Source organism: Microbacterium sp. UFMG61 (assembly GCF_015354505.1).
In the GTDB taxonomy this organism is placed as follows: Bacteria; Actinomycetota; Actinomycetes; order Actinomycetales; family Microbacteriaceae; genus Microbacterium.
Window position 1 is genome coordinate 83,125 of sequence record NZ_JACAFP010000002.1, and the last position, 26,936, is coordinate 110,060.

A 26,936-nucleotide genomic window follows, 5' to 3' on the forward strand; every position below is an offset into this window, starting at 1 on the left:
CGGATCCGATGCTGATCATATTATCGGCGTCTGATCTGGTGATAATGTTATCGCCGATCCGCCGGGAGGCGGAGTCCTCTTCGGCTTTCATGGGGGATCGCCGCGGGCGCTTGATAGCGTCGATCGTATGTTCGTCGCAGGTGTGGTCGCCGCCGTCCTCGGAATCGTCCTCTTCCACGTCGCTCTCGGGAGGACCCTGCGAGCGAATGCGGCGGATCGAATTCCGGCGGGGAGGCGCCCGACGGTGTCTCCCCGCGGTTCGGTCGCGCTTCGTGCAGCGGGCGCGGGCCTGATGATCCTCGGGGCGGGACTGGTGAGCGGCGAGGGTCTGCACTGGACCGTGCTGGTCCTGCTCGCGGGTCCGGTCGCCGCGATGATCGCGATCGGCCTCCACAACCAGCGGGTGCGCCAGTCGTCGGAGTAGTGCAGAGAGATAGGGTGCGCTCGGGTTGGTTCCGTTCAAAGTCGCTTGCTGATCCGTGATCGTCACCCCCGGGATCAGTGCGGCCGCCTTGTACAGCGTTGCCCTGAACTCCGTAGGCACGGTTCGTCGATAGCCGAAAGTGTCCGCTGAAAGTGGGTGGGCCGAGAGCGCACGCCGTTGCTCGCGAAGCTGCCGCTTGCTGGGGAAGAGCGGATATCAGGCGTCAAGGCGGGATTCGAGGATGATCCGGCCGAGTGCGACGAGGATCAGCAGTCCACCCGTCCAGTGAGCGAGACAAGCGCAGGGCCGGATGACCCCATCGTGGAACTCAGAGCAGTCAGAACTGGGTCACGCATCGGCCGCGAGAACGATCTCGATCACGTGGATGGTCGTCTCGATGAGGCAGCCAGCGCGGTGTGCTCACACTGTGGTCGAGTTCGTCACCAGGGCAAAGCAGAACCTCCCGCCATGAAGAAGCTAGGCGAGGGTTTCTCGGACCATTGCAAGGATGCCCATCGGTACGTCCCGGACGTGCTTGGAACGCTGGAGGTCCTTGCGCAGACGCGCGATGACCGGGATCTCCGTTCGCGCTGTTCGAGGATCAGGGATTGGAATCCTCCCGTCCGCTCGCGAGATCGATGAGTCTCATCTGAAGCATCGCGGCGAAGCGTGCCCGAGGATCCTCGAGGTCGATGCCGCTGACTTCGATGACCCGTCGCAAGCGGTACCGGAAGGTGTTCCCGTGCACATAGGTGGCTTTGGCCGCATCGGCGACGTCGCCGAACGCGTTCAGCCATGCGCTCAGGGTGTCGACGAGTGAGCTGTGGTGCTCCGCGTCGTATGCCACCAGTCGGGCGATGGGGCCGGAGGGGAGTTCCACGGCGTCCCGGGGGATGTCGAGCAGGAGCGCCTCGGCGTAGACATCCTCGAAGCGGGCCACCTGGCCACTCAGTGACGAAGACTCGAGCACATGCAACGCTCTGTCCGCTTGACTGCGCGAGCGGGGAAGGTCGCTGAGAACCGGGACGACGCGACCGATACCGATAAGTGGGCTGAGCGGTGTGCGCACTCGGGCGACGAACTCCTCGGCGAGGCGCGTGACGGAGACATCGGCGTTCGTCGTTGCGATCGGCAGGACCCCGTAGGTCACTTCTTCGACGCGGCAGGATGCCGCTCGGGGGTGCGCGAACGAGAAGTGCGTGGCGAACGCATCGGCTACTTTGCGGCGTTCGGCGGCGACGTCGGCGTACGAAAGATCCGCGGTCGCCGGGGCACCGACGCTCAGTGCGAAGACGACCGAAGGCTCGTCACGGAGCCCGAGCTTGCGCGCTGCCTCTGCACTCCCGGAGCCCCGTCCGAGGACCGAAGCCAGCAGTTCGTCGCTGATCCTGCGTTCGATGTCGGCATCGGCACGCTGCCAGATGAGATGCATGGCGGCGAGCTCGGAGGATTCACGCAAGACTCGGTCCTGTTCTGAGCTCAGCCCCTCCGAGGCGACCCAGATGGTACCGAGGATCTCATCGCCCGCGCGCACGGCGATCGCCACTCGCCCTGTTTCCTCTGGTGGCGCGCCCGCCGCCGCTGGGAGAGGAGCAACATTCACGGGGCCATCGGAGCGATAGATCGCCTGGAAGACGCCCGCGTCTTCGAGGAATCGGGTGTACTGCGCGGGGACCTGGCGACCCAGAATCGTCTGCGTCCGGGAGCTGTCGACGCTCTCACGCACGCTGGAGAATGCGAGCAGTCTCGAATGTCTGTCCTCGATCGTCACGGAAGCCTTCAACAGAGCCGCGATCGAGTTCGCGACCGCGAAGAGGTCGCCTGCGGTGATTCCTCCGAACGATCGCCCGCGAGCGCCGTCAGGATTCCGCGGTGTCATGAGGGTTCTCAGCATCGCGGCGAGGTGACCCCAAGAAGCCCCGTGAGAAAGGGAAAGCAGGGGCACCCCCGCACTCTTCACCGCGGCGCGGAGGGCAGCGGATGCCTCGAACGGAGCGCGGACGATGAGGCCCGCCGCGGATCGATCGCCCAGATCATCGATGGCCTTCCGGACTGCGTCGCTCGAACGAAGTCCGATCCCGAGCACCAGAGCGCCTTCGCCGACATCAAGCTCGTCTTCGGGATCCTGGATGATGATCGTCTTGACGCGGCGCTGGACGTCCAGCGGCTCGCACACGGGCTGCAGTATCGTCGGTCCGAACTCCGTCAGCACGCGGCCCACGGTGGTTTCGGGTCGGAGGTGTGAATGTTCCGATGACATGAGCCACTCCTCGGCCTCGTGCGGTCGCCGCTAGAAGGCTAGCAGCGACCGTCATGCGGACAAGGGATGCCAAGCGCGACGAACGGTGAACCGTTCGAGAACCTCCGCGATCGGCGTCACGCCCAGTCCGTGACCTTGAGGGACCGAGATCCTTCCGTTCACCAACCGGAACGGCTCAGTGAGATCCGTCGCGTAGTAGCGCTCAGAAGCTGAGGTGTCGCCGGGCATGGTGAACCCGGGAAGCGCGGCGAGAGCCACATTCGCCGCTCGCCCGATCCCCGTCTCGAGCATGCCGCCGCACCACACCGGGATCTCGTGGGCCGCGCACAGATCATGCACTCGCCGCGCTTCGAGGTAACCGCCGACTCGTCCGGGCTTGATGTTGACGATGCTGCAGGCCCCCAGCTCGATCGCTGCCGCGGCTGCCCGCGCGGAGGTTATCGATTCGTCGAGGCAGATGGGGGTAGAGATGGCTCTCGCGAGGGCGGCGTGTCCGAGAAGGTCATCGGCGGGGAGGGGCTGTTCGAGGAGGGTCAAGTCGAAGGCATCGAGGCCGGCGAGCAGGCGGATATCACTGCGTCGATATGCAGCGTTCGCATCGACCTGCAGATCGATGTCGCCGAAGCGTTCGCGAACGGCGCGCACCGCACCGATGTCCCACCCCGGTTCGATCTTGAGCTTGATCCGGAGGTAGCCGGCGTCCAGAGATGCGGCGACGTCGTCCAGCAGTTGATCGATCGTGTCGGTGATGCCGAGGGAGACTCCGCACGGCACGGAGTCGCGCACCGCGCCGAGCGCCGACGCGAACGAGACGCCCTGAGCACGCAACTGGGCATCGAGGATCGCGGTCTCCAGAGCGGATTTCGAGAGTCGGTGCCCCTTGAACGCGTCGAGCGCGGGCGAGACGTGCTGCGATGCGAAGTCATCGCCGAGTGCTTGCTGTGCGGTCCGAATCGCCGGCAGGAAGAAACGCTCGAGCATGACCGCCGCTCCGGTCGTGTACTCGGACGAGTACAGCGGCGATTCGCTTGCGCCGCACTCGCCCCATCCTTCGGCATCTTCGGTGACAGCACGCACGACCAGCACCTGCCGAACCGTCTCCGTGCCGAACGATGTTCTGAATGGCGAAACGAGTGGTATCTCCACCACTCGGGTCTCAACTCCAGTGAGTCTCATGCGATCTCCTGCTCCTTCGGTGTGGCGGTGTCGATCAGATAGTGGCCGTCGCGCTCGAAACCGACGATGCGAGCTCCGGCGCGCATACGGTCGCCCAGTTCGCGGCGCAGTTCGAGGCGCCACGCAGCCGCGCGCACGGGGTCCTCGAGACGCATCGCTTCGATGTCGCCGGGTACTCGCACGCGGACGAGGTCCGCCGGTGACGCCTGGTCGGCAGGTCGTCCTCCGTGGTGCGGGAGACGCCGATCGAGCCGCCAGCGCACGAGCAGTCGGTCGCTCGCATCATCGCGGTTGACGCTGTCGTCCATCGCTCCGTAGAGATCCGAGAAGTACTCGACGGGCTCTGCGCCGAGCTTCGCCAGATTGAAGTGGGCGTTGCGCCGGATCGCCGGGTCGAACGTCCAGGTCATCGTCTGCATATGAGCGGAGAGCGCCCACGAGCGCTGGCGCAGTTTGAGGGCTAGTCCGATACTGCGGCCCTGGGCGCTTCGCGGAACCCCGGCTATGTGACTGTGGAAGTTACGGGTTGCGGGTGGCGAGCAGAATCCGAAGCACGCACCCAGCAGCTCACCTCCCTCATACGCTCCGAACACAGGGTTGCCGGAGATGACGAGCGCCCGCAGCAGGTCAGCGGTCACCGGGGTGCCTGTCGGTCCTGTCCTCCACACGGCTTCATAGAGGCGTTGGACAGCGGAGAGCGACCGCATGTCGTCGATCTCGCGGACTTCGACACCGGAACGGTGTGCGGCCTGGGATGCGTCCTGGTCAGCGTCGATGACGATCTGCCGAACGGCGTCAGGAATGCGCACCATTGGTCGCCTCCTTCTCGTGCTGCAGCTCGCGGAGCAACTCGGCGAGCAGGCGAGTGCGGGGGACGAGTTCTTCGACGACGACGTGCTCGTCGTCGGCGTGAGCTCCCCCGCCGACGGCACCGAGGCCGTCCAGGGTGGGAGTACCGACGCCTGCGGTGAAGTTGCCGTCGGACGCACCGCCGACGCTTGCTCCCATCACCTCTTCGGCTCCGGAGCGGGCAGCGATTCGACGGAATCGAGCGAACAGCCCGGCCGAGCTCGAACGGGTCAACGGCGGGTGCGTAGGGCCCCCGCTGATGTCGAGTGTCGCACCGTGGAGCTGCGGTAGCAGAGCCATGATCTCGCGGTGAACGCGCTGCTGTTCGGTGAGTGTGCGGGCTCGGACATCGACGCTGAACTCGCCGACCGCCGGCACCGTGTTCGACGCGCTGCCGGCCTCCGCTCGCGTCACGGTCACTGTCGTTCCGAGCGCAGGAGCGTTGAGCCCATCGACCGCGAGCACTTGGTTGGCGACCTCCACGGTGGCGTTGATGCCACGCTCGGGATCGAGTCCGGCGTGTGCGGCGCGCCCGTGCACCCTCACCCGATATCGCGAGACCCCTTTCCTCTCGGTCTTCAACGCGCCTCCCGGCGCGGATGCTTCGAGGATCAGGGCAGCGGCGTGAGTGCGCGCCTCCGACTCGATGAGAGGTCGGGACGTCTTGGATCCCGGTTCCTCGTCACCGGAGACGAAGAGGGTGATCCCGTCAGGAGAGGGCAGATCGGCGATCGCGTGCATCGCCATGACGATCCCCGCCTTCATGTCGAAGCATCCCGGGCCGGTGAGCAGGCCATCTCGCACCTCCGCCGGATGATCACGGATGGAGCCGATAGGCCAGACCGTGTCGTGGTGCGCGACGATGAGAACACGAGGTGAAGTGCCGAAGCGCCAACGAAGATGGGTGACGCCGTCGATCTCGATGCGCTCCGCGGGTCTGCCCAGGTACCGAGCCCCGATCTCATCGACGAGTCGGGCGCTCCTGGCGACGGCGTCATGGTCATCCGACGGTGATTCGCATCGCACCAGTTCCCGTATCTCCGAGACCATGACATCGACATCGAACGGGTGATGCCCACGCTGTGCGGACGTCAGTGGTGCGGGCACGGGTGCTCCTCGGGTCGGTGGGGACGTGACTCTCAGTGTGAGGATCCGCGTGCCGGTTATGAATGTCTGATCTCACGAACGGTCGGATGGAGTTTGGGAATATTCGACGACGAGTGGCGACTGGCTCCCGATGGTGAAAGATTCCCAATCCGCCTTCGTGCTTTGTGTCGAATGCACGAAACGGGGGCCGTGCCCGGCGCCTACGCTCTGACAATCAGTTGAGATCGCGGCCGAAGACATGAACCCGTCCCACTCACCTGAACCCGCACGTCTGGATCCCATCGACGAAGAAGGAAGAATCCATGCACAAGACGCTCAATGGCGCGTTGATCGGTGTCCTCGCGATCGTCAGCATCGCCCTCTCGGGGTGCACGAGCGGCTCGGACGGGGGTGACGTGGGCGAACCGAATCTCCCGCAGGGTGAGGAGATCGAGACAACGCCCGATCCATCGCTCACGAAGCTGCTGCCGGAAGACATCCGGGAGAAGGGCTTCATCGGGATCGCCGTCGACATCCCCTATCCGCCGTTCGCCTCCTACGACGACAACGGCCGGGAGGTCGGGTTCGACCCGGAACTCGGCCGGCTCCTCGCGCAGAAGCTCGGCATCGACGTCGTGATCTCGAAGCAGCCGTTCGACTCCGTGATCCCCTCGCTCCAAGCCAACAAACACGACATCATCATGAGCGGCATGAACGATACGCCGGAGAGAGAGAAGACGATCACCTTCGTCGACTACTCCCTGGGCGGATTCGCGATTCTCGTCCGATCCGGCAATCCGACGAACATCGAGACCCTCACCGATCTGTGTGGCAAGACAGTGTCCGTGCAGAAGTCCACCGTCCAAGGAGAGCTGCTGCGAGCGACTGAATGCCCCGGTGATCCGATCGATGTGATGGAGCTGCCTACCGACCCCGACGCCCTGACGGCGCTGAGGGCAGGGAAGAGCGATGCCTACTCATCCGATGCCCTCGTGGCCGAGTACGTCGCTGCGACGACGGACGACGGCAACACGTACGAGATCGTGCGTGACCCGAAGAACCCTGCCGGCTTCAACCCCGTCTACAGCGGGATAGGAGTTCTGAAAGAGGACACGCAACTGATCGACGCGGTGCAGAAGGCGTTGCAGGCGCTCATGGACGAGGGAACGTATCAGCAGGTCCTCGATCGCAACCGTATGAGCGCATACGCGGTCGATTCGGCCGAGACGAATCTGGGTGGGAAGAGCCAATGACCGTCATCGTGTCGGCTGAGGACTCGCTGCGCACCGACACCGGCGACGTCGACGCCGTCCCGCTCCGGCATCCTCTTCGCTGGATCGGCGCTCTGGTGGTGGCGCTGACTCTGCTGGGCCTCCTGTGGTCCGTCGTCACCAACCCGAACCTCGACCTCGTCACAGTAGGCAGGTTCGTCGGTGATCCGCGGATTCTGGTGGGCGTCGGCCTGACAGTGCTCATCACGATCATCTCGATGGTCGTGTCGACCGTCCTCGCGGTGCTCGTGGCGGCGATGCGACTGTCGAGGAACCCGGTTCTCTCGAGCGTGGCGTGGTTCTACGTGTGGATTTTCCGCGGCACACCGCAGATCGTGCAGATCGTGCTCTGGGGCTACCTCGGCTTGCTCTATGAGAAGCTCACGCTCGGAGTCCCCTTGACGGACATCGTCATCTGGCAGGTGGACACGAACGACCTGATCAACGCGTTCGTGGCGGGCACTCTCGCACTCACGCTGAACCAGGCGGCCTACTCCTCGGAGATCGTGCGCGCGGGGATGATCTCCGTCAGCGGGGGTCAGCGAGAAGCGGCCTATTCTCTCGGGATGTCGCCCGTATACACATTCAGACGTGTGTTGTTGCCCCAGGCCATGCGCGTGATCATCCCGCCCATGGGTAACGAGACCATCTCCATGTTGAAGAACACTTCACTGCTGATGGTGATCGCGGTGCCCGAGGTCTATACGGCCGCGACCATGATCTCGGCGCAGAACCTCAAGCAGGTGGAGATGCTCATCGTCGCGAGCATCTGGTACCTCTTCCTCACGACTGTGCTGTCGATTCCGCAGTACTACCTCGAGCGACGATACGGCCGAGGATCGAGCCACGTGCTACCTCCTACGCCTCTCCAGTGGCTTCAGTCGAGGCTGGACCGTCGCAGTCACATCGCCGAGCCGGCCCCGGCGACGCAGGCCACAAGGGTGGTCGCCGAATGAGCGCCGTTGAGAACCCGACTGTCCCGGCCGATGCGCTGGTACAGGTTCGTCGGGTACGCAAGAGCTTCGGCGTGCACCAGGTGCTCCGCGATGTGTCGCTCGAAGTGCAAGCGGGAACCGTCACGGTTCTCCTGGGGCCATCGGGGTCGGGCAAGTCGACTCTGCTGCGCTGCGTGAATCATCTCGAGACCATCGACGGGGGTCGGATCGTCGTCGACGGCGATCTGATCGGCTATCGACAGGCGGGTGACAAGATCCACGAGATGACTGCGCGCCAGATCGCAAGGCAGAGGCGCGGGATCGGCATGGTCTTCCAGCAGTTCAATCTGTTTCCGCACATGACCGCGCTCGAGAACATCGTCGAGGCACCGGTCGGGGTGGTCGGACGCTCGCGGGCAGCGGCCCGAGATCGCGCCAGGGGCCTGCTCGATCGAGTGGGTCTCGTCGATTTCGCCGATCACTACCCCGCCCAGCTCTCGGGTGGGCAGCAACAACGCATCGCAATCGCTCGAGCTCTCGCCATGGAGCCGCGAGTGATGCTGTTCGATGAGCCGACCTCCGCGTTGGACCCCGAACTGGTCGGAGACGTGCTCGACGTGATGAAGGAACTCGCCCGCGACGGCATGACGATGATCGTCGTCACGCATGAGATCGGATTCGCGCGGAGCGTCGCCGATCAGGTCGTCTTCATGGACGGCGGAGTCGTCGTCGAGGCCGGTCCGCCGTCAGACGTGATCGACAACCCTCAACGCCAACGCACGCGCAGCTTCCTGCAGAGCGTGATGTGACGTCTGTCCTCGGGCTTGCCAAGATCGACAGATCGCTCGCCAACAACGGCGCCGGTCGAGAGCAGGTCGCATCGCTCGACCACTTTCGAACTTCTCATAGCGAAGGAGCCTGCGGAGTCGGAGATGCTCGGCTTCTGAGACAAGTGTGACGGTCAGCGAGGTGACCTAGACGGCGCCGGTGACGCTCTCGATGCACCCCTGGAGGAGTCGCTCATAGTGATTCGCGTCCTCACGCGTCGAGACGGCGAGAGTCACTGTCTGGGTCGCGCTCGTCGTTGCACGTGTGGACACGCTCGTCGGGAGCTCTCGCGAAGCGCTGCGAGGAACGATGGAGATGCCGGCGCCGGCGGCGACCATCGCGACTTGCGAAGCGATCGATCTCGCGATGTGGTGCATTCGAGGGCTGAATCCCGCGGCGCGAAAAGCCGCAGCCATCTCATCGTGATAGTCGGGGGAGACATCTCGAGAGATGCCTACCCACTGCTCGTCGGAGAGTGAGGCGAGGTCGATGGGCGAGCTCTCGCCGACCGAGGGGTGCGTGGACGGTGTGATGAGTACGAACTCCTCGCGGAGTATGACACGGGTGCGGATGCCTGCACGGGAGGCAGCGAGGCGGGCGACGGCGACATCGAGCTTGCCGTCGTTGAGTGCGCGGATCACCTCGTCGGTGTCGATCTCGTGAATCCTGATCGTCAGGCCCGGAGCACTCTGTCGGAGCAAGGCGATCGCCTGCGGCAGAGGCCACCGCAGAGCGGAGGCCACCGCCCCGATGCTGAGCTGCGAGGAGAAGCCCTGTGCGACCACACGCGGGATGTCCGCCACTTCTTGGGCGTGCTCCACAAGCCGACGGCAGGCAGTCAGGAACGCCTCACCGGCGGGCGTGAGGGAGACTCTTCGGTTACTGCGCTCGAGCAGCGTCGTTCCCACGTCACGCTCCAACTGCTTGATCGCTTGAGACAGCGGAGGCTGCGACATGTGAAGCCGTTCGGCAGCGTGTCCGAAGTGGAGCTCTTCGGCCACGGCGATGAAGTAGCGGGCGGATCGAAGGTCGAAGATGAGACGAAAACCCTCCCGTTGGTGGCCGTTCCGATACGTTCAGGGTATCCGGCGGTCGACACGACGCACAAAGTCACTGATGAATTCCCACATCGCCGGCGGGTTGGAGTACATCGGAAAGTGTCCGCTGTGCGGGACCTCCGCCAGTTCGACGCCGCCTTCTGCGAGCCGGTCCAGGTAGCTGAGTCCGGCATTCTGGTGGCCGAACATCAGCATCCTCGGGAAAGGCAGAGCGAGAAACTGGTCGAGCAGCGGCGCGTTGTCGGAGAGGTCGACCATCGACTGGAAGATGGGGCGCACCACCTCCGGCTGCACCTTTGCGGGCAAGCCGGCGGCGTACAGCGCGCTGCCGGTGAAGCGTGATGCAGCGACCCTGGCGCGGAAATCATCGATGTGATGTCTCAGGACATCACGAACGGCTGAACCCCCGGTATCCGGGGGTTCAGCCGTTTTTGCGTTGGTAGTTCTTGGTGGGGTTGAGGGTGTATTCGGCGAGGAGTTCGCCGGTGTCGAGGGTGATGATGGTGGCGTCGTCGTTGTGGACGAGGCAGATGATCTCGGTGCGGGTGTGGGCGCGTCCGATGCCGAGGTGGAGGAGTCTGCCGTGGTGGCGGAGGGTGATCTTGCCGTCGTTGTCGATGGTGTCGTAGCGGACGCGCCAGATGTTCGGGTCCTCGGGTTGTGTGGGTGTGGCTTTCGGGATGAGCGTGTAGGCGAATGCGGGGGTTTTCCGCCCGAGAGCGCGGTGAGGGCGGATGGTGTTGTAGTAGTCGCGGAACGTGTCGAGGGTGTGTTGCAGTTCCGGGAGGGTGCCGGCGGGGTGTGCGGCGAGGTGGGTCTTCAGCGTCTGCCAGAATCGTTCGATCTTGCCTTGGGTGGTGGGTTTGAAGGGTTTGCCGTTCTTCTGGGTGATGCCCCGGGTGGCGAGGAGGGTCTCGAATGCGTTCCCGGCTCCGTCGCCTCGCCCGCGCCCGCCGCGGGCGAGGCGGGTGGTGTAGACCATGCCGTTGTCGGTGAGTGTGGCGGCGGGGTAGCCGTGCTGGCGGGCGGTGGTGGTGAAGGTGTCGGTCACGACTCGTCCGGTGACGCGGGGGTGGGCGGTGAGGTGGAGCAGGTAGCGGGAGTGGTCATCGATCCAGCCGATCACTTCGATGTCCGTGCCGGTGGTGAGGGTGACGTGGGTGAAGTCGGATTGCCAGAGCTCGTTGGGGCGGTCGGCGGTGAAGCGGTGCCAGGACGAGCGAGGACGCTTTTGTGGTTGACGGGTGACTTTCCCGGCGGCGGTGAGGATTCGCCATATCGTCGCCCGGGACAGGGTGAGGTGTTCTCGGTGGAGGTGCTCGCTGATCGTGTCTGCGCCGGCGTCGAGACCCTGGGCGGTGAGCTCGTCCCGCAACGCGAGGACGCGTTCACGAACCGGGGTAGGTGTTCGTGTCGGTGAGGAGTGGGGGCATCGCGATCGGGGCTCGAACGCGGCATCGCCCTCGAGGAGCCATCGGTGATGGAGTTTGTGGACCAGCGTCTTCGAGACGCCGAAACGGGCCGCGACCTCACCGTAGGAGAGGTGTTGCACCGTCACGGCTTTGATCAGGATCTCGTACTTGGCCACCGTTCACAATGTCCCGAGACATCCCCGCGCCACCAGATGCGGCGTTCACGATGTCCCGAGACGGCCGTTCACGATGTCCTGAAACCAGACACCACCGTCACCGCCACCATGAAGGCCCCGATTCCCGCGGAAACGCAGGGATGCGGGGCCTTCGTCATGTATGAGGCGATGCCAGCGGTAACGCACCGGTAACGAGTTCTACGCCTACTAGGGGTCAGCTCAGTAGCGGACTTGCGTAAGCGAAGCGCCTGCGTCGTGTGGAACGGTGACCGCCATCCTCAGCCAACTCGGTAGGCGCGATAGCGCACCGAATCCGCCTGCCGCTGGGCGGCTGAGACGAAGAGAGCGCGCTGCAGGTGCGCGAGCACCGGCGCCGCTGTCTCGATCTGAACGGTGGTGCGGAAGTAGTACGAGCTGGGGTCGACGTCGTTACCGCGGCCTAGTTGCTCGAGCACGTCAGGAGTGCCAGTGCGGAGCCCCCTCGCGTGCAGCAGCAGTAGGTCCCCGTCACTTGTTCGTACCGAGTAGCGTCCGTCGATCTCGATCGTGCCGTCTGGACGCACGATCTGCCAGTCGGCGCCGCCGGCAAGGACCTCGGCGTCGACGGCGCCGGTGACGCGTCCGCCGAGGATGGGGACGACGCGACGGTGGCCGACGCTCGTGCCGCCGTGGTCCTCGAGTGGCGCGAGATCGACGGTGACGTCGAAGGCGAACTCGAGGGTGGGCAGGGGCAGGGCATCGTGCGAGGTCATCGGGTCTCCTCGGGGTCGTCGGTCGGTGTGGCCAGGGCATAGAGCGACTCGGCGGTGCCGCCGCCGAGCACGTCGCTGAGACGTTCCAGTACAGGAATGGCCGCAGTGAGTACTGCCCGTTCGTCATCGTCGAGCTGCGCCGACGCCTTAGCGACGCGAGCGGAGTTCGCGGAGTCGAACCGGTCGAACAGGTCGAGTGCCGTCGCCGACGCCCTCACCACGACCCGGCGCCCATCGGAGGGGGCGGGGGAGCGTTCGACAAGCCCGTCGCCCTCCATCGCGCCCAGCAGGTTACTCACGGTCGATCGGCTCAGCCGCAGTCGGGCGGCGATCTCGGCCGGACCCCGCGAGGTGCCGCGCGGCAGCGCACGGATCACGTCGATCTGCGCATCCGACAGCTCGGGCAGCCGCGCTTGGGCACGCGTAGCTGCGAGCAGCGCGCGTCGCAGGGGCGAGATGACCGCGGCGAGCCTGGTGGCATCGAACTCGTTCATCGGGCGACCGCCGACGGGGGCGTGAGCGAGGCGCGCTCGTTGAGGATCTCCGGGAGGAAGCCTGCCGCGGTCTTGTAGTCAGCGGCGATCCGCTGGCGCTCCGCGTGGGGGATCACGTCGTCGATGTCGGCGAAGCCCTGGGGCGCGCGCTCCCGAGCCAGCTGCATCACGCGCTCGGGACCCGTGGCCCGCGTGCCCGCGAGCAGCGCGGTCATCGCCGGGCGGCGGGCCCGCTCATAGGCGGCGAGCGCCTCATCGATGCTCTCGGAGGTCGCGAGGTGGAAGGCGAGGGTGCGGGCGTCGAGGATCGCCTGGGATCCGCCGTTCGATCCGTTCGGGTACATCGCGTGCGCGGCGTCGCCGAGCAGTGTCGTGCGCCCGAACGTCCACTGCGGCAGGGCGTCGCGGTCGACCATGGGGTATTCGAGGATCTCGTCGGCCGTGGCGATCGCCGTCGGCACGTCGAGCCAGTCGAAGCTCCACTCGCGGAACAGCTCGGCGATCGGGGCGGGATCGATCGCCCGGTTCCAGTCGGCGTCGCCTGTGACCTCCACGCGGCGTTCGGCGATGAAGTTGACCACCATCCGCTCGTCGGCGTCGACCGGTGCGAGGGGGTAGGCGACGAACTTCTGGTCGGCGTCACCCGCCATGATCATGGTGCGGCCGTCGAGGAACGCGGGGATGCGCGTCACTCCGCGCCACAGCGTGAGACCTCCCCATGGCGGTGCGCCCTCGGTCGGGTACCGCAACGCGCGCAGCGCGGAGTGGATGCCATCGGCGCCGATGATCACGTCGGTTGTCGCCTCGACCGTGCCGGCGGATGTCTCGAAGGTCGCCGTCTCGGTGCCGTCGTCGTGGGTGGTGACGCCGACCAGGCGGTGATCGAGGCGGATGGGCTCGGCGAGACGCGCCTCGGCGAGGTCGCGCAGAGCGAGCTGCAGACGACCGCGGTGCACCGAGAGCTGCGGCCAGCGGTAGCCGGCATCGAGGCCGCGCGGCTCATGCCAGATCGGCTGCCCGAAGCGGTTGTAGTACGCCAGTGCGCGCGGTTCGACACCCAGCTCGGCGATGGTGTCGGCGATGCCGAGCTCGGTCAGCTCACGCAGTGCGTGCGGCAGCAGGTTGATGCCGCACGCCGAGCCCGCGGATCGCGGTGCTGCGCTCGTAGACGGTGATGTCGTGCAGTCCGGCCTCGTGCAGGCTGATCGCTGCGGCGAGTCCGCCGATGCCTGCGCCGACGATGATGATCTTCATTGATCGCTCCCTGTAGACGGCTCATCCCCGTCCCGCACATAGCTTTGCAACAAAATTACTCAGAAGACAAGTCGATGTCGCCCACGCGCCGTGCTGTGCGCCGCCGCAGCAGCGAGGATGCTCATTACTGAGCCGTGTGCGGCCACCCCGTATACGCCTCGGCGAGGAACGTCTGTCCGGCCTCGGACTCGACCACTGACCGCAGCTCACCGACCTGGCGACGCCGATCGAAAGCGGATGCATCCGCTGCGGTGTGCAGCATGCTCGTCATCCACCAGGAGAAGTGCTGAGCCTTCCAGATGCGCTTCAGGGCGGTCTGGGCGAATGTGTCGATGAGACGCGTGTCGTTCTCGAGTAGCAGTGCCCGAAGGGCGCGATCGAGCAGCACGACATCGGCTACTGCGAGATTCATGCCCTTGGCTCCGGTCGGGGGCACGGTGTGCGCGGCGTCGCCGACGAGTACCGCGCGGCCGTGGCGCAGCTCGTGCGCGACGAAGCTGCGGAATCGCAGGACATCACGCTGGAAGATCGGGCCCTCGATCAGAGTCGTACCAGGGACGCGCGCCTGCAGGGTGTCCCAGATCTCGGCCTCGGAGAGAACGCTCGGGTCGGCCTCGGGGTCGCACTGGAAGTACATGCGTTGCACGGTCGCGCTGCGCTGGCTGATCAGGGCGAACCCATGGGGCGAGTTGCTGTAAATCAGCTCGTGCGAGCTCGGCGATGCCTCGCAGAGGATGCCGAACCATGCGAACGGATACTCGCGAAAATATCCACCGGAGGATGATCCAGTGACTGCGGGTCGCACACCACTGCGCGACCCGTCGGCGCCCACGACGAACTCCGCCTCGATCCGCAGCTCCGAGCCATCTCCTGCGGTCGCCGTAATCCAAGGACGATCGGTCTCGACGTCGCCGATACCGGTGACCTCGGTCTCGAATCGCAGATCCTGCCCTGCGGCGAGTCGGGCGGCGATCAGGTCTTTCAGTGCCTCGTGCTGCGGGTACAGCCAGACGCTGCGGCCGGTGAGTGAGGAGAAGTCGATGCGGTGGCCCTCGCCCTCGAAGTGCAGCTCGATGCCGTCGTGCCGATTGCCCACCGTGAGCACCCGGTCGCTCGCCCCGGTCTCGCTGAGTGTACGGACGGTCTCCTGTTCGAGGATCCCGGCACGGATCGTCGACTCGATCTCGTCGCGGCTGCGTCTGTCGACCACGACGGACTCGATGCCGGCATCCGCCAGCAGGTGCGAGAGAAGGAGGCCGGCGGGGCCGGCGCCGACGATGGCGACGCGAGTGCGGACGGTGGTGATCATGGCGTCTCCTTCGACGTGTGTGTCGCCAGCCATTGTGCAGGTCGGTATGTCCCTGTCGAGGAAGCATTACCGTTCAATGAGAGTCGGTGTCAGTGGCGCCCGCCGAGCGCGCGCTCAATACTGCGCGCTGCGGCGAGCAGCTCGTGCAACGCAGGATCGATCGGATCCTCTCGGCGAAGGACGACCGACAGTGCGGCCGCGACCGCGCCGGTCTCGTCGTGCACGGGCACGGCGACGCCCGTCGATACCGCCTCGATATAGCCGGGGGCTGACGCGTGGCCGGCGGCTCTCACCTCGGCGAGTTTTCGTCGCAGCTCTCCGGGGTCCGTGATGGTCTCGCGCGACACGGCGGTGAGGGGGCCGGCGAGGATGCGTTCCTGCAATGCGTGGTCGGCATAGGCGAGCAGGATCAGCCCCGATGACGACGCGTGCAGTGGGAGCCGCCCAGCCACTCTGGTGACGTTCGATCCGGAATCCGGACTGCTGAGGCGCTCGAGGAACAGGGCCTCGTCCTGCTCGAGGATCGCGAGCTGTGTGTGTTCACGCACGCGCGCCTGCACGCGCTCCATGAAGGGAAGCGCCGCCTCGCGGAGCCGTAGCGCATGCGACGACCGGGTTGCGAGCTCCCACAGGCGCATCCCGATGCGGATACGTCGGTCATCATCGCGTTCCAGCATGCCTGCGTCGACGAGCTCGCCCACGATTCGATGGGCCGAAGACGCGGGCAGTCCAGCTCGGCGGCCGATCTCTGCGGCGCTCTGCACGGTGCGCGACGGAGTGAACGTCTCGAGTACTCGGATGAGGCGTTCGGTGACGGAGTCGCCCGAGGGGGAGTTGGCCATGCATCGATCATGGCACGGTCGCTGCTTCGTATCTCATTGATTGGGATTCTGTCCCCTTTTGGTATGGAAGGAGATGAGGATGCTGTGAACGCCGTCCGTCCGTGTCGAAGGAGACACCCCATGCCCGTCTCATCCGGAACGATGGCCGCCGCTCCCGAGTCGCTGCTCGCATCGCCCGATCAGGTGGCGCAGGCCGAGATCACGACCGAGATCGTCGACCTGCATGCCTCTCTCGGGCGTCGCGAGGCCGCAGGTGAAGCGCTGCCCGCGACCATGCACGACTTCGCTCCGTACCGATCGAGCATCCTGCGGCATCCGACGAAGAATCCCCGGCTGGTCGACCCCGAGACGATCGAGCTCCTTTCTCCGGCGTTCGGTCAGCGCGACGTCGCCGCGATCGAGTCCGACCTGACGATCCAGCACGCGGGTGAGCCGCTGGGCGAGCGCATGACAGTGCGCGGACGACTGCTCGACTCGTGGGGGAGGCCGATCGCGAACCAGCTCATCGAACTGTGGCAGGCGAACTCGTCGGGACGCTACATCCACCAGCGCGACCAGCACCCGGCGCCGCTCGACCCGAACTTCACCGGGGCGGGACGCGCGATCACGAACGATGCCGGCGAGTACCTCTTCACCACCGTCAAGCCGGGGCCGTACCCGTGGAAGAACCATGTGAACGCCTGGCGCCCCGCGCACATCCACTTCTCGGTGTTCGGCTCGTCGTTCACGCAGCGGCTGGTCACGCAGATGTACTTCCCCGGCGATCCGCTCTTCGCCCTCGACCCGATCTACAACACCATCTGGCGGCAGAAGGACCGGGATGCCCTCATCGGCGTCTACGACCACGATCTGACCTCGCCCGAGTGGTCGACGGGCTACCGCTTCGACATCGTCGTCGACGGACCCGATGCCACCTGGTTCGAGCAGGAGGAGGACTGACATGGCGGCACCCGCCAAGACCCACCGTGCCACCCCCGGCCAGACGGTCGGGCCGTTCTTCGCCTACGGCGTGGAGTACCCGAAGATGCACGAGGTCGCCTTCCCGCACTCGCCCGGCGCGATCCTGCTCGCCGGCACCGTGCGCGACGGTGCGGGTGATCCGATCCCCGATGCGTTCATCGAGATCTTCGGTGCGGATGCCGACGGATCCGTGCCCCGCGATCGCGGGGCGTTCCGGCGCGACGACCACACCTTCACCGGGTTCGGCCGCGCGTTCACGAACGACGAAGGGCGCTACGAGTTCTGGACCCGCAACCCCGGAACCTCCGGCACGCGAGCGCCGTTCTTCGCCGCGATCGTCTACGCCCGAGGGCTGCCCGACAAGCTGCACACGCGGATCTACCTTCCGGAGAACACTGCCGAGCTCGATGCGGATCCTCTGCTCGCCTCGCTCTCATCCGAGGAGCGCGCGACACTCGTCGCGACGCGCACCGCTGACGGATGGCTTCAGCACGACATCCGGCTGCAGGGCGAGAGGGAGACGGTGTTCCTTGTCTACTGACGCGTGCTGCGTGACCACGTGGGGGAGACCATGACCGCATTCGACGACGGTCTGCTGTCGCCGGTCGCGACCGGGTTCGATGACGCGGTCCGCGATGACGCAGTGGTCGACGCTCTGGTGCGCGCTGAGCTGGCGCTCGTCACGGCGTATCGCGAGACGGGGATGCTGACGGATGGCGACCACGCGGTACTTGCCGTCGCGCTCGGAAAGGAGCCGGTCGGTGGTCCGATTGACGGGGCATCACTGGCAGCGGCGTCGGTATCCAGCGGGAATCCCGTGATTCCGCTCGTCGCCGTGCTGCGAGATCGGGTACCCGAGCACCTTCGTCTCTGGATCCATCGGGGCGCGACCAGCCAGGACATTGTCGACACCGCTCTGATGATCGTGGCGGTGTCAGCGGTCGGGCGCCTGAGGGCGTTGCTCGACCGAGTCCTCGCCGGGCTCGCGAGGCTCGAGGAGACACACGGTGCAGACGTGGTCGTTGCCCGCACCCTGACTCAGCACGCGGTGCCGACCACCGTCGGGACGCGTGTGCACACCTGGACCCGAGGCGTCGAGCGGGCCGTCTCCCGGCTCGCGCTGCTCGAGTTCCCGGCGCAGCTCGCCGGGGCCGCGGGTACGCGGGCATCGTTCGTGCAGATCACCGGTTCGGTCGCCGGAGCGCAGGCGCTCGCCGCATCGTTCGCCAGGCATGCCGGTCTCGAGGAGCCGGAGGGCTCGTGGCAGGTCAGCCGGTGGCCGATCACCGAGATGGGTGACGCGCTCGTGCAGACCCTCGACGCGCTGGGGAAGGTCGCGACGGACGTCGCGACCTTGTCCCGCACGGAGATCGGCGAGATGGCCGAGGGGGCTGGCGGTGGGTCGTCGGCGATGCCACACAAGAGCAATCCGGTCGAATCGACGCTCATCCGCTCGGCATCGCTGCGCGCCCCGCAGCTCGCCGCGACCCTGCACCTCGCTGCGGCCCAGGCCGCAGACGAGCGCCCCGATGGGGCCTGGCACGCCGAGTGGCCGACCCTCCGGGAGATGCTCCGGCTCGCCCTGGGCGCGTCTGCCCATGCGGGCTCGCTGGTGGAGGGACTGCGCATCGATGTCGCGGCCGGTACCCGCAATCTGGATCTCACCGGAGGGCTCGTCATCACGGAGCGTCTGGCGATCGTCCTCGAGCCACTGATCGGTCGAGCACGGTTCGACGACGTCCAGTCCGCAGCCCGCAGTGGGCAGGACCTGCGCAGCCTGATCCGCGCGCTTCCGGAGGCGAACGACCTCGATGTCGACGCCCTGCTCGATCCGGCACGATATGTCGGCAGGGACCCTGCCTCGGAATTCCCCGGGGAGCGTTGATGGATCTCTCGTTCACCGACCCCGTGGGTCCCCCAGACGCACCGCTGCTCGTTCTCGGCCCGTCGCTCGGCACGTCGACGATCCTCTGGGAGTCGGTCGCACCCGCGCTCACCGCGACGCACCGCGTCATCGCGTGGGATCTGCCCGGGCACGGGTCCTCGTCCCCGGCGGTCGAGTCGTTCTCGGTGGGCGACCTCGCTGACGCTGTAGCCGTTGCGGCCAGGGACGCCGGTTCCGGCAGCATCTGCTACGCCGGCGTCTCTCTCGGAGGAGCGGTCGGCCTCGAACTGCTGCTGCGGCATCCTGCTCTCGTGGAGCGATCGGCGATCCTCTGTTCCGGTGCATCGATCGGTGAGCCCTCGGGCTGGCACGAGCGCGCCGCGACGGTGCGGGCGGAGTCCACCTCGGCGCTGATCATCGGATCCGCGCAGCGATGGTTCGCACCGGGCTCGATCGCGCGGCATCCGGATCTGACGGGGCGACTTCTGCATGCGCTGCAGGATGCGGATGACGAGAGCTACGCACGATGCTGCGAGGCGCTCGCCGAGTACGACGTGCGCGCGCGCCTGCGAGAGATCGGTGCTCCGGTGCTCGCGGTCTGGGGTGAGCACGATCAGGTGACACCGGAGAGCTCCGCGGCGGAGATCGCCGACGGCGTGCGCGACGGACGCTCGGCGCGGATACCCGAGGCATCCCACCTCGCGCCGGTCGACGCCCCCGCCGAGGTCTCGGCCCTGCTCGATCACTTCTTGAATGAGAGGAGCCGGTGATGGCCGGTCTCACCGATGACGAACGTCGCGCACAGGGGTTCGCGGTGCGCCGCGAGGTGCTCTCGGATGCGCACGTCGACCGCGCGATCGCCGCGACCACCGACCTGAACGCCGACTTTCAGGACTTCATCACCCGCGTCGCGTGGGGAGAGGTCTGGTCGCGCCCCGGCTTGGATCGACGCTCGCGGTCGATCGCCGTGCTCTCATCGCTCATCGCACATGGTCACCACGAGGAGCTCGCGATGCATCTGCGCGCGGCTCTGCGCAACGGGCTGACCGTCGACGAGATCCGCGAGGTCATCCTGCAGTCCGCGGTCTACTCGGGGGTGCCCGCGGCGAACACCGCGTTCCGCATCGCCGGCGAGGTCTTCTTCGCGGATGGCGCATCGTGATCGACAAGACCGTGCCGGATGCCGCCACAGCCGTCGCGGGGATCCGCGACGGTGCGACAGTGATGATCGGCGGATTCGGGCGCGCGGGGCAGCCGGTCGAGCTCATCGATGCTCTGATCGCCCAGGGCGCCGGCGACCTGACGATTGTCGCCAACAACGCCGGGAACGGGGACACGGGGCTCGCCGCCCTGCTCGCGGAGCGCCGCGTGCGCAAGATCATGTGCTCGTTTCCGCGGCAGCACGACTCGTGGGTGTTTGACGGCCTGTACCGAGCGGGCGAGATCGAGCTCGAGATCGTGCCCCAGGGCAATCTCGCCGAGCGGATCAGGGCTGCGGGTGCCGGCATCGGTGCCTTCTTCTCACCTACGGGGGTCGGCACCGAACTCGCCGCGGGCAAGGAGGAGCGCACGATCGACGGGCGGAGATACGTGCTCGAGTACCCGATCGCGGCGGATGTGGCGCTGATCAGCGCTCGCACGGCCGATCGATGGGGCAACCTCGTCTATCGCGAGACCGCCAGGAACTTCGGTCCCGTCATGGCGTCTGCTGCGGCGACCACCATCGTGCAGGTCGACGAGATCGTGCCGCTCGGGTCGATCGATCCGGAGACCGTCGTCACTCCTGGGCTGTTCGTCGACCGCGTGGTCGCGGTCGGCCGGCGCGCCTGGCTCGACGAAGACGGGTTCATCGGCGGAGTCGACATCGAGGGACGGCCGCTGGATGCTGTCGAGGAGGTCGCGCGATGACCACTCGTATCACCCGCGCCGCGCTCGCCGCACGCATCGCGTCCGACATTCCCGAGGGCGCCGTGGTCAACCTCGGCATCGGCGCACCGACCCTCGTCGCGAACTTCCTGCCCGCCGACCTCGAGATCATCCTGCACACCGAGAACGGTCTGCTCGGGATGGGGCCCGCGCCCGAGCCGGACCGGATCGACCCCGACCTGATAAACGCGGGCAAGCAGCCTGTCACCGCGCTGCCCGGGGCCGCGTACTTCCATCACGCCGACTCGTTCGCGATGATGCGCGGCGGCCACCTCGACGTCTGTGTGCTCGGCGCCTTCCAGGTCGCGCAGAACGGCGACCTCGCCAACTGGTCGACGGGGGCGCCCGGCGCGATCCCGGCGGTGGGTGGCGCGATGGACCTGGCGATAGGTGCGAAGCAGGTGTTCGTCATGACGGACCTGCTCGCGAAGGACGGCTCATCGAAGCTCGTCGCCGAGTGCAGCTATCCGCTCACCGGTGTCGGATGCGTGACCCGGGTCTACACCGACCACGCTGTCTTCGACGTCGTCGACGCTCGCTTCGTCGTGCGGCAGGCCTTCGGCGACAACACCGTCGAGACGCTGCGCACTCTGACCGGACTGGAGCTCTCATGACCGCAGCGTTCATCTACGATGCCGTTCGGACGCCCTTCGGTCGCGCAGGCGGTGCGCTGTCGGGCATCCGTCCCGATGATCTGGCTGCCGTGACGCTCCGTGCGATCGTCGAGCGCACGGGAGTCGACCCCGGGCACATCGATGATGTGCTGTTGGGCGATGCGAACCAGGCGGGGGAGGATAACCGTGACGTCGCCCGGTTCGCGGCCCTGCTCGCCGGATTCCCGACCTCCGTGCCCGGCGCCACGGTGAACCGCCTCTGCGGGTCGAGTCTCGAGGCCGTGATCCAGGGTTCTCGGGCGATCGAGGTGGGTGATGCCGAGATCATCCTCGCGGGCGGTGTCGAGTCGATGAGCAGAGCGCCCTTCGTGGTCGAGAAGTCTGCCAAGCCGTGGCCCGCCGTCGGCAACCAGACGATGTGGAACACCGCGATCGGGTGGCGGATGACGAATCCCGCGCTGTCGAAGAAGTGGACGATCTCGAACGGCGAGTCGGCCGAGAAGCTGGCGACGATCTACGGGATCACGAGGGAGCAACAGGATGCCTTCGCCCTGCGCAGCCATCGGCTGGCATCGCAGGCATGGGCCGAGGGTGTGTTCGGCGGAGAGATCGTCTCCGTTGCTGGCGTCGATCTCGCCCGGGATGAGGGGATCCGCGACGACACGACTCTCGAGAAGCTGGGCGGACTGCGTACATTGTTCGCCGAGCACGGGACTGTCACGGCGGGCAACTCGTCGCCGATCAGTGACGGCGCATCAGCCGTGTTGCTCGGAGCGGAGGGTGCGATCGACGCTGAGCCACTCGCGCGCATCGCCGGACGAGGGGTCTTCGGCAATGATCCGGAGGTGTTCGGCGTCGCTCCCGTGCAGGCAGCGAACCGCGCTCTTGCCCGCGCCGGTCGTTCCTGGGCTGACGTCGACTTCGTCGAGCTGAACGAAGCGTTCGCATCTCAGTCTCTGGCGTGTCTCGCTGGGTGGCCCGACCTCGATCCTGAACGCCTGAACGTGCACGGCGGGGCGATCGCCATCGGGCATCCGCTCGGCGCATCAGGTGGACGGGTCATCGCCCGAGCCGCTCACGAACTGCGCCGGAGAGGTGGAGGGGTGGCTGTCGTCGCGCTCTGCATCGGAGTAGGACAGGGGCTCGCGCTCGTCTTGGAGAGATGACCAACTGACCATGCCCGTAAGAAACAAGAAAGACAGGTCCACGCACGGTGGGGCCGACCCTAACGTCTGGAGAGACCATGACTGAATCCACTCCTCTGCCCGCCGAGATCGTCGCCGGGCTCACTCTCGAAGAGAAGGCCGCGCTCACGAGCGGTGGAACCTTCTGGACGACGAAGGGAGTAGAGAGCGCCGGTATTCCCAAGATCATGCTCACGGATGGACCGCACGGTCTGCGCAAGCAACGCGAGACCGGTGACCACCTCGGGATCGGTGACAGCGTTCCAGCCACCTGTTTTCCGCCTGCGGTCGGGCTCGGCTCCTCGTGGGACGTGGGTTTGGTGGAGCGCGTCGGAGAGGCACTCGGCACCGAGGCAGCGATCGAGAACGTCGCGGTTTTGCTCGGCCCTGGCCTGAACATCAAACGTTCGCCTCTCTGCGGACGGAACTTCGAGTACGTGTCGGAAGACCCGATTGTGTCCGGAGAGGTCGGTGCCGCCCTGGTGCGCGGCATACAGTCGAAGGGCGTCGGTGCCTCGGTGAAGCACTTCGCCGCGAACAATCAGGAGAACGATCGCATGCGCGCGTCGAGCGATGTCGACGAGCGGCCGCTGCGAGAGGTCTACCTACGGGGATTCCAGCGCGTCGTCGAGGATGCGCAGCCGTGGACGGTCATGTGCTCGTACAACCGCATCAACGGAGTCTACGCATCGGAAGACCCGTGGCTTTTGACCCACGTGCTCCGCGACGAGTGGGGTTTCGACGGTCTTGTAGTTTCTGACTGGGGGGCCGTGAACGAGCGCGTTGCGTCGATCGCCGCCGGGATGGACTTGGAGATGCCGTCCAACGGCGGGGAGACGGACGCGCAGATCATCGCTGCCGTGCGCAATGGAACGTTGGCCGAATCGGTTGTGGATGTCGCGACGACCCGCATCGTGAATCTTGTGCAGAAGTCGCAGGCCGGCGCTGGTGACGTCGCGGGTCCGCTCGACGTCGACGCTCACCATGCGCTCGCTCGCGAGGCGGCGGGTCGAGGGATCGTGCTGCTGAAGAACGAAAGGGAGACTCTGCCGATCAGCTCGACGGCATCGGTAGCGGTGATCGGGCTCTTCGCAGAGAAGCCGCGTTACCAGGGTGCAGGCTCCTCGAAGGTCACTCCCACGCGGCTTGACAACGCCCGGGATGAGATCGCTGAATACGCCGGTCAAGGCAACTCGTTCTATGCGCAGGGCTACAAGGTCAGCTCGCGAGACGACGCAGACTCCGAAGAGCTGCGTCGAGCGGCCGTAGAGCTCGCGGCGGCGAAGGATGTTGCGGTGCTCTTCCTCGGACTTCCCGAAGCGGCCGAAGCCGAAGGTTACGACCGTGAGCACATCGACCTTCCGGACGACCAGTTGGCGCTGCTCGATGCTGTTCTCGGGGTGACCCCGAACGTCGTCGTAGTGCTCTCCAACGGCAGTGTGGTCGCACTGCCGTTCGCCGACCGTGTGCCCGCGATCATCGAAGCGTGGCTGCTCGGTCAAGCGGGCGGTGGCGCGATCGCCGACGTGCTCTATGGGGCGGTTAATCCTTCGGCGAAGCTCACGGAGACGATCCCGCTGCGGTTGCAGGACAACCCGTCGTACTTGAACTTCGGCGGCACCGACGGGCACGTGCGCTACGGCGAAGGCTTGTTCGTGGGCTACCGCTGGTATGACGCGAGAGATCTGGATGTGGCGTTCCCGTTCGGGCACGGACTCTCATACACCACGTTCGAGTATTCCGACGCCGTGGCGTCCGTCGGGCCAAACGGAGACGTCGAAGTGCGGGTCCGCATCACGAACACTGGGGACCGCGCAGGGCGCGAGGTCGTGCAGATCTACACCTCGCTGGCAGAGTCAACCATTCAGAGGCCCGTTCGCGAGCTCAAGGCGTTCGCATCAGTGGCACTCGACCCGGGGGAGACCCGCGATGTGATGCAGGTCGTGCGCCGCGACGATCTGGCGTATTGGCATGTCACCGCGCAGCGGTGGGTGGTGGAGGGTGGCGATTACACGTTCGATATTGCTGCGTCGAGTCGGGATCTGCGCGCGCGGGCTACGGCGCCGATGGAGGGTGATGTCCTCTCGCTGCCTCTGACGCGTCAGTCCTCACTGGGTGAGGCATTCGCACACCCCATCGCGGGACCGATCGTGCAGAAGATCATGGCGGCGAACGGACCCGGCGATGCGGCGTCGATCATGCCGGAAGACGTCGACATGATGAAGATGATCGAGTCGATGCCGCTCGGACGCATGGCGATGTTCCCGGGTGATGACTTCTCCACGGAGACGATCGATCGGCTCATCGCGACGGCAAACGCTCCCAGAGCTGAGGCCTGAAAAGACGAGGGATGCCGCGGCGCTGCAGCGTCGCGGCATCCTTCGTCATGCTGAGATCACTCGATCGCGCGTCGTCTCACACGCCGCGCGCCGCGGCCACGAGTCCGGCGTACACGTCTGCACTGGGCTTGGCCGTGCGCTCGAAGGTGTCGGGATCGACTTCATGCAGTCCGAGCTTCGGGCTGTATCCGAAGATCCACTCGAAGTTGTCCATGAGGGTCCAGTGGCAATACCCGAGTACCGGCACGCCGTTCGAGATCGCCTTCGCAAGCCCCGCGAGCGACGGCGCGATGAAGTCGGCACGGATGCTGTCATCGGGCGTGCTGACGCCGTGCTCGCTCACGAGCACAGGCACGCGGCTCACCTCGTAGGCGTACTCGACAGCGCCTCGCAGAGAATCCGCGTCGACGGCGGTGCCCATCCCGTTCACCACCGCACCCTCGACGGGAGGAAGCACTCCGTCGGGACCGTAGTGAAGGCGCTCGTAGTTCTGCACGCCGATGAAGTCATCACCTCGGGCCAGCTCGAGCCAATAGTCGTAGACTTCGGCACGCTTGCGGTCGCGCATCGCTTCCCCGCCCGGTGCCGCCACGTCATCACACATCGCCAGCGAGAGTCCGACGCGGAGATCGGGGCGGTGTGCCTTGATAGCTGCCTTTCCCGCGGCATGAGCTGCGGTCATTCCTGCGCGCATCCCGGGGAAGTCCTCGTGCAGCATGACGTTGCCTGCGCGATAACGCTCGACACCAGCTGAGATTGCCGCGGCTTCCAGGGTCTTTCGTTCAAGATCCACGATGAAGTCCGGAAGTCCCGCCCACGTGAGCATCTCCGGCAGGTCGGGCTCGTTGAAGGTGACGGCCAGGGCGATCCTGTCGCCGAAACGCTCCATCACGACGCCGCAGTACCGAGCGAAGAGCTCGGAGGCGCCTTCGTCGAGCCAGGCGCCGCGGGCGGCGAACCAGTGCGGTGAGGTGAAGTGGTTGAACGTCACGATCGGCGCCAGGCCGCGCGCGATGCATCCGTCGACGACCGCCTCGTAATGCGCGAGCGCATCTTCGGAGAACTCGCCCTCCGTGGGTTCGATGCGGGCCCACTCCACGGAGAAGCGGTAGGCGTTCAGGTTCATCGCCGCGACGATGTCGAGATCCGACTCCCAGCGTTCCCAGCCGTTGGCGGCCTTGCCAGAGCGGTCCTGGAAGATCGTCGGCGTCACGTTCTCGAGGAACCAGGTGTCACTATGGACGTTGTCGCCCTCGTTCTGGTGGCCGGCGGTCGCGACGCCCCAGAGGAAGTCCTTCGGGAAATCTGTGGTGGTCATCGTTGATCCTTCCAACCGTTTGTCTTGCCTTCTGAATTCATTGAATGAAAGTATTTTTCACTCAGTGAGTCAACCATAGTCGGGTGTTTGGTCTTGGTTCAAGAGATCGGAAGCCGCAATGACGCACGATTCGACCGGCGCTACCTCGGCATTCAGGGCCACGCACGCGGGGCGAGGGTGTCTTTCTCTGCAGGCTTCCTGGTCGAAGACAACGATCCAGGGAAAGATGCCGAACTCCGTCGAGGCGTGGCGGCTGGGTCAGGCTGGCGGCACTGCGATCGCTGACGTCCTCTACGGCGAGGTGAATCCTTCGGACAAGCTCCCGGAGACGATTCCGATCCGCTTGCAGGATTCTCCCGCCTCTCTTGATGTCGACGTCGACGTCGACGACGGAGCCGTCCGATACAGCGAGGGGCTCTTCGTTGGTATCGGTGGTACGACGCGCGCGGGCTGGAGGTCGCGTACCCGTTTGGGCACGGCCTCTCCTACACCTCGTTCGACTACGGCCAGGCGACGGTGGCGTCCGCGAGCGCATCGCGCGACATCGAGGTCCGCGTGACGATCACCAATGTCGGAGACCGCGA

28 protein-coding genes are annotated in these 26,936 nt (G+C 66.0%); 14 read left to right on the forward strand and 14 right to left on the reverse strand.

What is annotated here, in order from left to right:
* The first annotated feature begins 127 nt into the window (after positions 1-127).
* The gene (locus IXW21_RS02290) at positions 128-424 is read left to right on the forward strand and encodes a hypothetical protein (RefSeq protein ID WP_194762655.1); all 297 of its coding nucleotides are present in this window, start codon (positions 128-130) and stop codon (positions 422-424) included.
* A gap of 601 nt (positions 425-1,025) precedes the next feature.
* On the opposite strand, the gene IXW21_RS02295 is transcribed toward IXW21_RS02290, so the two are convergent.
* Genes IXW21_RS02295 through IXW21_RS02310 form a run of 4 tightly spaced genes read right to left on the reverse strand, consistent with a single transcriptional unit; the run spans position 1,026 to position 5,816 of the window.
* A complete protein-coding gene (locus IXW21_RS02295; protein WP_194762656.1) occupies positions 1,026-2,684 on the reverse strand; it encodes a PucR family transcriptional regulator in 1,659 nt (552 codons plus the stop codon).
* A gap of 51 nt (positions 2,685-2,735) precedes the next feature.
* The gene (gene menC, locus IXW21_RS02300) at positions 2,736-3,860 is read right to left on the reverse strand and encodes an o-succinylbenzoate synthase (RefSeq protein ID WP_194762657.1); all 1,125 of its coding nucleotides are present in this window, start codon (positions 3,858-3,860) and stop codon (positions 2,736-2,738) included.
* Entirely contained in the window at positions 3,857-4,672 is an 816-nt protein-coding gene (locus IXW21_RS02305; RefSeq protein ID WP_194762658.1) for a GNAT family N-acetyltransferase, read from the reverse strand. The genes menC and IXW21_RS02305 overlap by 4 nt, the downstream gene beginning before the upstream one ends.
* Entirely contained in the window at positions 4,656-5,816 is a 1,161-nt protein-coding gene (locus tag IXW21_RS02310; protein WP_323742141.1) for a M20 family metallopeptidase, read from the reverse strand. Before IXW21_RS02310 ends, IXW21_RS02305 begins: the two co-directional genes overlap by 17 nt.
* A gap of 302 nt (positions 5,817-6,118) precedes the next feature.
* On the opposite strand from IXW21_RS02310, the gene IXW21_RS02315 reads away from it, so the two are divergent.
* From IXW21_RS02315 to IXW21_RS02325, 3 genes are read left to right on the forward strand one after another with little or no spacing between them, the layout of a single operon-like run.
* On the forward strand, positions 6,119-7,048 hold the full coding sequence (locus IXW21_RS02315) for an ABC transporter substrate-binding protein (protein ID WP_194762659.1): 930 nt from the start codon (positions 6,119-6,121) through the stop codon (positions 7,046-7,048).
* The gene (locus IXW21_RS02320; RefSeq protein ID WP_194762660.1) at positions 7,045-8,022 is read left to right on the forward strand and encodes an amino acid ABC transporter permease; all 978 of its coding nucleotides are present in this window, start codon (positions 7,045-7,047) and stop codon (positions 8,020-8,022) included. Before IXW21_RS02315 ends, IXW21_RS02320 begins: the two co-directional genes overlap by 4 nt.
* Complete coding sequence (locus IXW21_RS02325) at positions 8,019-8,810, forward strand: amino acid ABC transporter ATP-binding protein (RefSeq protein ID WP_323742142.1); 792 nt, start codon at positions 8,019-8,021, stop codon at positions 8,808-8,810. Before IXW21_RS02320 ends, IXW21_RS02325 begins: the two co-directional genes overlap by 4 nt.
* A gap of 165 nt (positions 8,811-8,975) precedes the next feature.
* Here IXW21_RS02325 and IXW21_RS02330 read toward each other — a convergent pair whose 3' ends face one another.
* The 9 genes from IXW21_RS02330 to IXW21_RS02365 all read right to left on the reverse strand — a co-directional run bounded on the left by IXW21_RS02330 (position 8,976) and on the right by IXW21_RS02365 (position 16,126).
* Complete coding sequence (locus IXW21_RS02330) at positions 8,976-9,830, reverse strand: LysR family transcriptional regulator (RefSeq protein WP_194762661.1); 855 nt, start codon at positions 9,828-9,830, stop codon at positions 8,976-8,978.
* 75 nt (positions 9,831-9,905) lie between these two features.
* Entirely contained in the window at positions 9,906-10,193 is a 288-nt protein-coding gene (locus tag IXW21_RS02335) for an alpha/beta fold hydrolase (protein WP_194762662.1), read from the reverse strand.
* A gap of 115 nt (positions 10,194-10,308) precedes the next feature.
* The gene (locus tag IXW21_RS02340) at positions 10,309-11,475 is read right to left on the reverse strand and encodes an IS481 family transposase (protein WP_194762663.1); all 1,167 of its coding nucleotides are present in this window, start codon (positions 11,473-11,475) and stop codon (positions 10,309-10,311) included.
* Between the two features lie 278 nt (positions 11,476-11,753).
* Entirely contained in the window at positions 11,754-12,227 is a 474-nt protein-coding gene (locus IXW21_RS02345; protein ID WP_194762664.1) for a DUF3237 domain-containing protein, read from the reverse strand.
* Entirely contained in the window at positions 12,224-12,721 is a 498-nt protein-coding gene (locus tag IXW21_RS02350; protein ID WP_194762665.1) for a MarR family winged helix-turn-helix transcriptional regulator, read from the reverse strand. The genes IXW21_RS02345 and IXW21_RS02350 overlap by 4 nt, the downstream gene beginning before the upstream one ends.
* Positions 12,718-13,848, reverse strand: a complete 1,131-nt coding sequence (locus IXW21_RS02355) for an FAD-dependent monooxygenase (RefSeq protein ID WP_323742156.1) — start codon at positions 13,846-13,848, stop codon at positions 12,718-12,720. Before IXW21_RS02355 ends, IXW21_RS02350 begins: the two co-directional genes overlap by 4 nt.
* Positions 13,820-13,975 carry an NAD(P)-binding protein gene (locus IXW21_RS18175; protein ID WP_228528093.1) on the reverse strand — a complete coding sequence of 52 codons (156 nt, stop codon included), beginning with the start codon at positions 13,973-13,975 and terminating at the stop codon, positions 13,820-13,822. Before IXW21_RS18175 ends, IXW21_RS02355 begins: the two co-directional genes overlap by 29 nt.
* 124 nt (positions 13,976-14,099) lie before the next feature.
* Positions 14,100-15,281 carry a 4-hydroxybenzoate 3-monooxygenase gene (locus IXW21_RS02360; protein ID WP_194762908.1) on the reverse strand — a complete coding sequence of 394 codons (1,182 nt, stop codon included), beginning with the start codon at positions 15,279-15,281 and terminating at the stop codon, positions 14,100-14,102.
* Positions 15,282-15,373: 92 nt separating this feature from the next.
* Complete coding sequence (locus tag IXW21_RS02365; protein WP_194762666.1) at positions 15,374-16,126, reverse strand: IclR family transcriptional regulator; 753 nt, start codon at positions 16,124-16,126, stop codon at positions 15,374-15,376.
* 120 nt (positions 16,127-16,246) lie between these two features.
* Between IXW21_RS02365 and pcaH the strand changes: the two genes are divergently transcribed.
* The 9 genes from pcaH (at position 16,247) to IXW21_RS02410 (ending at position 25,034) form a co-directional block, all read left to right on the forward strand.
* Positions 16,247-17,065: a protocatechuate 3,4-dioxygenase subunit beta gene (gene pcaH, locus IXW21_RS02370; protein ID WP_194762667.1), complete on the forward strand. Its 819-nt coding sequence runs from the start codon at positions 16,247-16,249 to the stop codon at positions 17,063-17,065.
* Position 17,066: 1 nt separating this feature from the next.
* A complete protein-coding gene (pcaG, locus tag IXW21_RS02375; protein WP_194762668.1) occupies positions 17,067-17,627 on the forward strand; it encodes a protocatechuate 3,4-dioxygenase subunit alpha in 561 nt (186 codons plus the stop codon).
* A 30-nt stretch (positions 17,628-17,657) separates the two neighbouring features.
* Positions 17,658-18,971: a lyase family protein gene (locus IXW21_RS02380; RefSeq protein ID WP_194762669.1), complete on the forward strand. Its 1,314-nt coding sequence runs from the start codon at positions 17,658-17,660 to the stop codon at positions 18,969-18,971.
* On the forward strand, positions 18,971-19,741 hold the full coding sequence (locus IXW21_RS02385) for an alpha/beta fold hydrolase (protein ID WP_194762670.1): 771 nt from the start codon (positions 18,971-18,973) through the stop codon (positions 19,739-19,741). Before IXW21_RS02380 ends, IXW21_RS02385 begins: the two co-directional genes overlap by 1 nt.
* Positions 19,741-20,133, forward strand: a complete 393-nt coding sequence (pcaC, locus tag IXW21_RS02390) for a 4-carboxymuconolactone decarboxylase (RefSeq protein ID WP_194762671.1) — start codon at positions 19,741-19,743, stop codon at positions 20,131-20,133. The genes IXW21_RS02385 and pcaC overlap by 1 nt, the downstream gene beginning before the upstream one ends.
* Positions 20,130-20,879: a 3-oxoacid CoA-transferase subunit A gene (locus IXW21_RS02395; protein WP_194762672.1), complete on the forward strand. Its 750-nt coding sequence runs from the start codon at positions 20,130-20,132 to the stop codon at positions 20,877-20,879. The genes pcaC and IXW21_RS02395 overlap by 4 nt, the downstream gene beginning before the upstream one ends.
* Positions 20,876-21,511, forward strand: coding sequence for a 3-oxoacid CoA-transferase subunit B (locus IXW21_RS02400; RefSeq protein WP_194762673.1), 636 nt, complete (start codon positions 20,876-20,878; stop codon positions 21,509-21,511). The genes IXW21_RS02395 and IXW21_RS02400 overlap by 4 nt, the downstream gene beginning before the upstream one ends.
* The gene (locus IXW21_RS02405) at positions 21,508-22,677 is read left to right on the forward strand and encodes a thiolase family protein (protein WP_194762674.1); all 1,170 of its coding nucleotides are present in this window, start codon (positions 21,508-21,510) and stop codon (positions 22,675-22,677) included. The genes IXW21_RS02400 and IXW21_RS02405 overlap by 4 nt, the downstream gene beginning before the upstream one ends.
* Before the next feature lie 77 nt (positions 22,678-22,754).
* Positions 22,755-25,034 carry a glycoside hydrolase family 3 C-terminal domain-containing protein gene (locus IXW21_RS02410; protein WP_194762675.1) on the forward strand — a complete coding sequence of 760 codons (2,280 nt, stop codon included), beginning with the start codon at positions 22,755-22,757 and terminating at the stop codon, positions 25,032-25,034.
* A 76-nt stretch (positions 25,035-25,110) separates the two neighbouring features.
* On the opposite strand, the gene IXW21_RS02415 is transcribed toward IXW21_RS02410, so the two are convergent.
* Positions 25,111-26,352, reverse strand: coding sequence for a glycoside hydrolase family 1 protein (locus IXW21_RS02415; protein ID WP_194762676.1), 1,242 nt, complete (start codon positions 26,350-26,352; stop codon positions 25,111-25,113).
* A 226-nt stretch (positions 26,353-26,578) separates the two neighbouring features.
* Between IXW21_RS02415 and IXW21_RS18180 the strand changes: the two genes are divergently transcribed.
* Positions 26,579-26,911 (forward strand): glycoside hydrolase family 3 protein, encoded by a 333-nt coding sequence (locus IXW21_RS18180; RefSeq protein ID WP_228528095.1) that lies wholly within the window; start codon positions 26,579-26,581, stop codon positions 26,909-26,911.
* Positions 26,912-26,936: the final 25 nt, after the last annotated feature.

Bases quoted from the DNA above. Each gene is read 5' to 3' on its own strand.
- IXW21_RS02295 (WP_194762656.1), bottom strand. From the start codon at position 2,684: ATGTCATCGGAACATTCACACCTCCGACCCGAAACCACCGTGGGCCGC.
- IXW21_RS02380 (WP_194762669.1), top strand. From the start codon at position 17,658: ATGACCGCATTCGACGACGGTCTGCTGTCGCCGGTCGCGACCGGGTTC.
- IXW21_RS02385 (WP_194762670.1), top strand. From the start codon at position 18,971: ATGGATCTCTCGTTCACCGACCCCGTGGGTCCCCCAGACGCACCGCTG.
- IXW21_RS02320 (WP_194762660.1), top strand. From the start codon at position 7,045: ATGACCGTCATCGTGTCGGCTGAGGACTCGCTGCGCACCGACACCGGC.
- menC (WP_194762657.1), bottom strand. From the start codon at position 3,860: ATGAGACTCACTGGAGTTGAGACCCGAGTGGTGGAGATACCACTCGTT.
- IXW21_RS02405 (WP_194762674.1), top strand. From the start codon at position 21,508: ATGACCGCAGCGTTCATCTACGATGCCGTTCGGACGCCCTTCGGTCGC.
- IXW21_RS02350 (WP_194762665.1), bottom strand. From the start codon at position 12,721: ATGAACGAGTTCGATGCCACCAGGCTCGCCGCGGTCATCTCGCCCCTG.
- IXW21_RS18175 (WP_228528093.1), bottom strand. From the start codon at position 13,975: ATGAAGATCATCATCGTCGGCGCAGGCATCGGCGGACTCGCCGCAGCG.
- IXW21_RS02400 (WP_194762673.1), top strand. From the start codon at position 20,876: ATGACCACTCGTATCACCCGCGCCGCGCTCGCCGCACGCATCGCGTCC.
- IXW21_RS02365 (WP_194762666.1), bottom strand. From the start codon at position 16,126: ATGGCCAACTCCCCCTCGGGCGACTCCGTCACCGAACGCCTCATCCGA.
- IXW21_RS02305 (WP_194762658.1), bottom strand. From the start codon at position 4,672: ATGGTGCGCATTCCTGACGCCGTTCGGCAGATCGTCATCGACGCTGAC.
- IXW21_RS02415 (WP_194762676.1), bottom strand. From the start codon at position 26,352: ATGACCACCACAGATTTCCCGAAGGACTTCCTCTGGGGCGTCGCGACC.
- IXW21_RS02345 (WP_194762664.1), bottom strand. From the start codon at position 12,227: ATGACCTCGCACGATGCCCTGCCCCTGCCCACCCTCGAGTTCGCCTTC.
- IXW21_RS02315 (WP_194762659.1), top strand. From the start codon at position 6,119: ATGCACAAGACGCTCAATGGCGCGTTGATCGGTGTCCTCGCGATCGTC.
- IXW21_RS02410 (WP_194762675.1), top strand. From the start codon at position 22,755: ATGACTGAATCCACTCCTCTGCCCGCCGAGATCGTCGCCGGGCTCACT.
- IXW21_RS02290 (WP_194762655.1), top strand. From the start codon at position 128: ATGTTCGTCGCAGGTGTGGTCGCCGCCGTCCTCGGAATCGTCCTCTTC.
- IXW21_RS02325 (WP_323742142.1), top strand. From the start codon at position 8,019: ATGAGCGCCGTTGAGAACCCGACTGTCCCGGCCGATGCGCTGGTACAG.
- pcaH (WP_194762667.1), top strand. From the start codon at position 16,247: ATGCCCGTCTCATCCGGAACGATGGCCGCCGCTCCCGAGTCGCTGCTC.
- pcaG (WP_194762668.1), top strand. From the start codon at position 17,067: ATGGCGGCACCCGCCAAGACCCACCGTGCCACCCCCGGCCAGACGGTC.
- IXW21_RS18180 (WP_228528095.1), top strand. From the start codon at position 26,579: ATGCCGAACTCCGTCGAGGCGTGGCGGCTGGGTCAGGCTGGCGGCACT.
- pcaC (WP_194762671.1), top strand. From the start codon at position 19,741: ATGGCCGGTCTCACCGATGACGAACGTCGCGCACAGGGGTTCGCGGTG.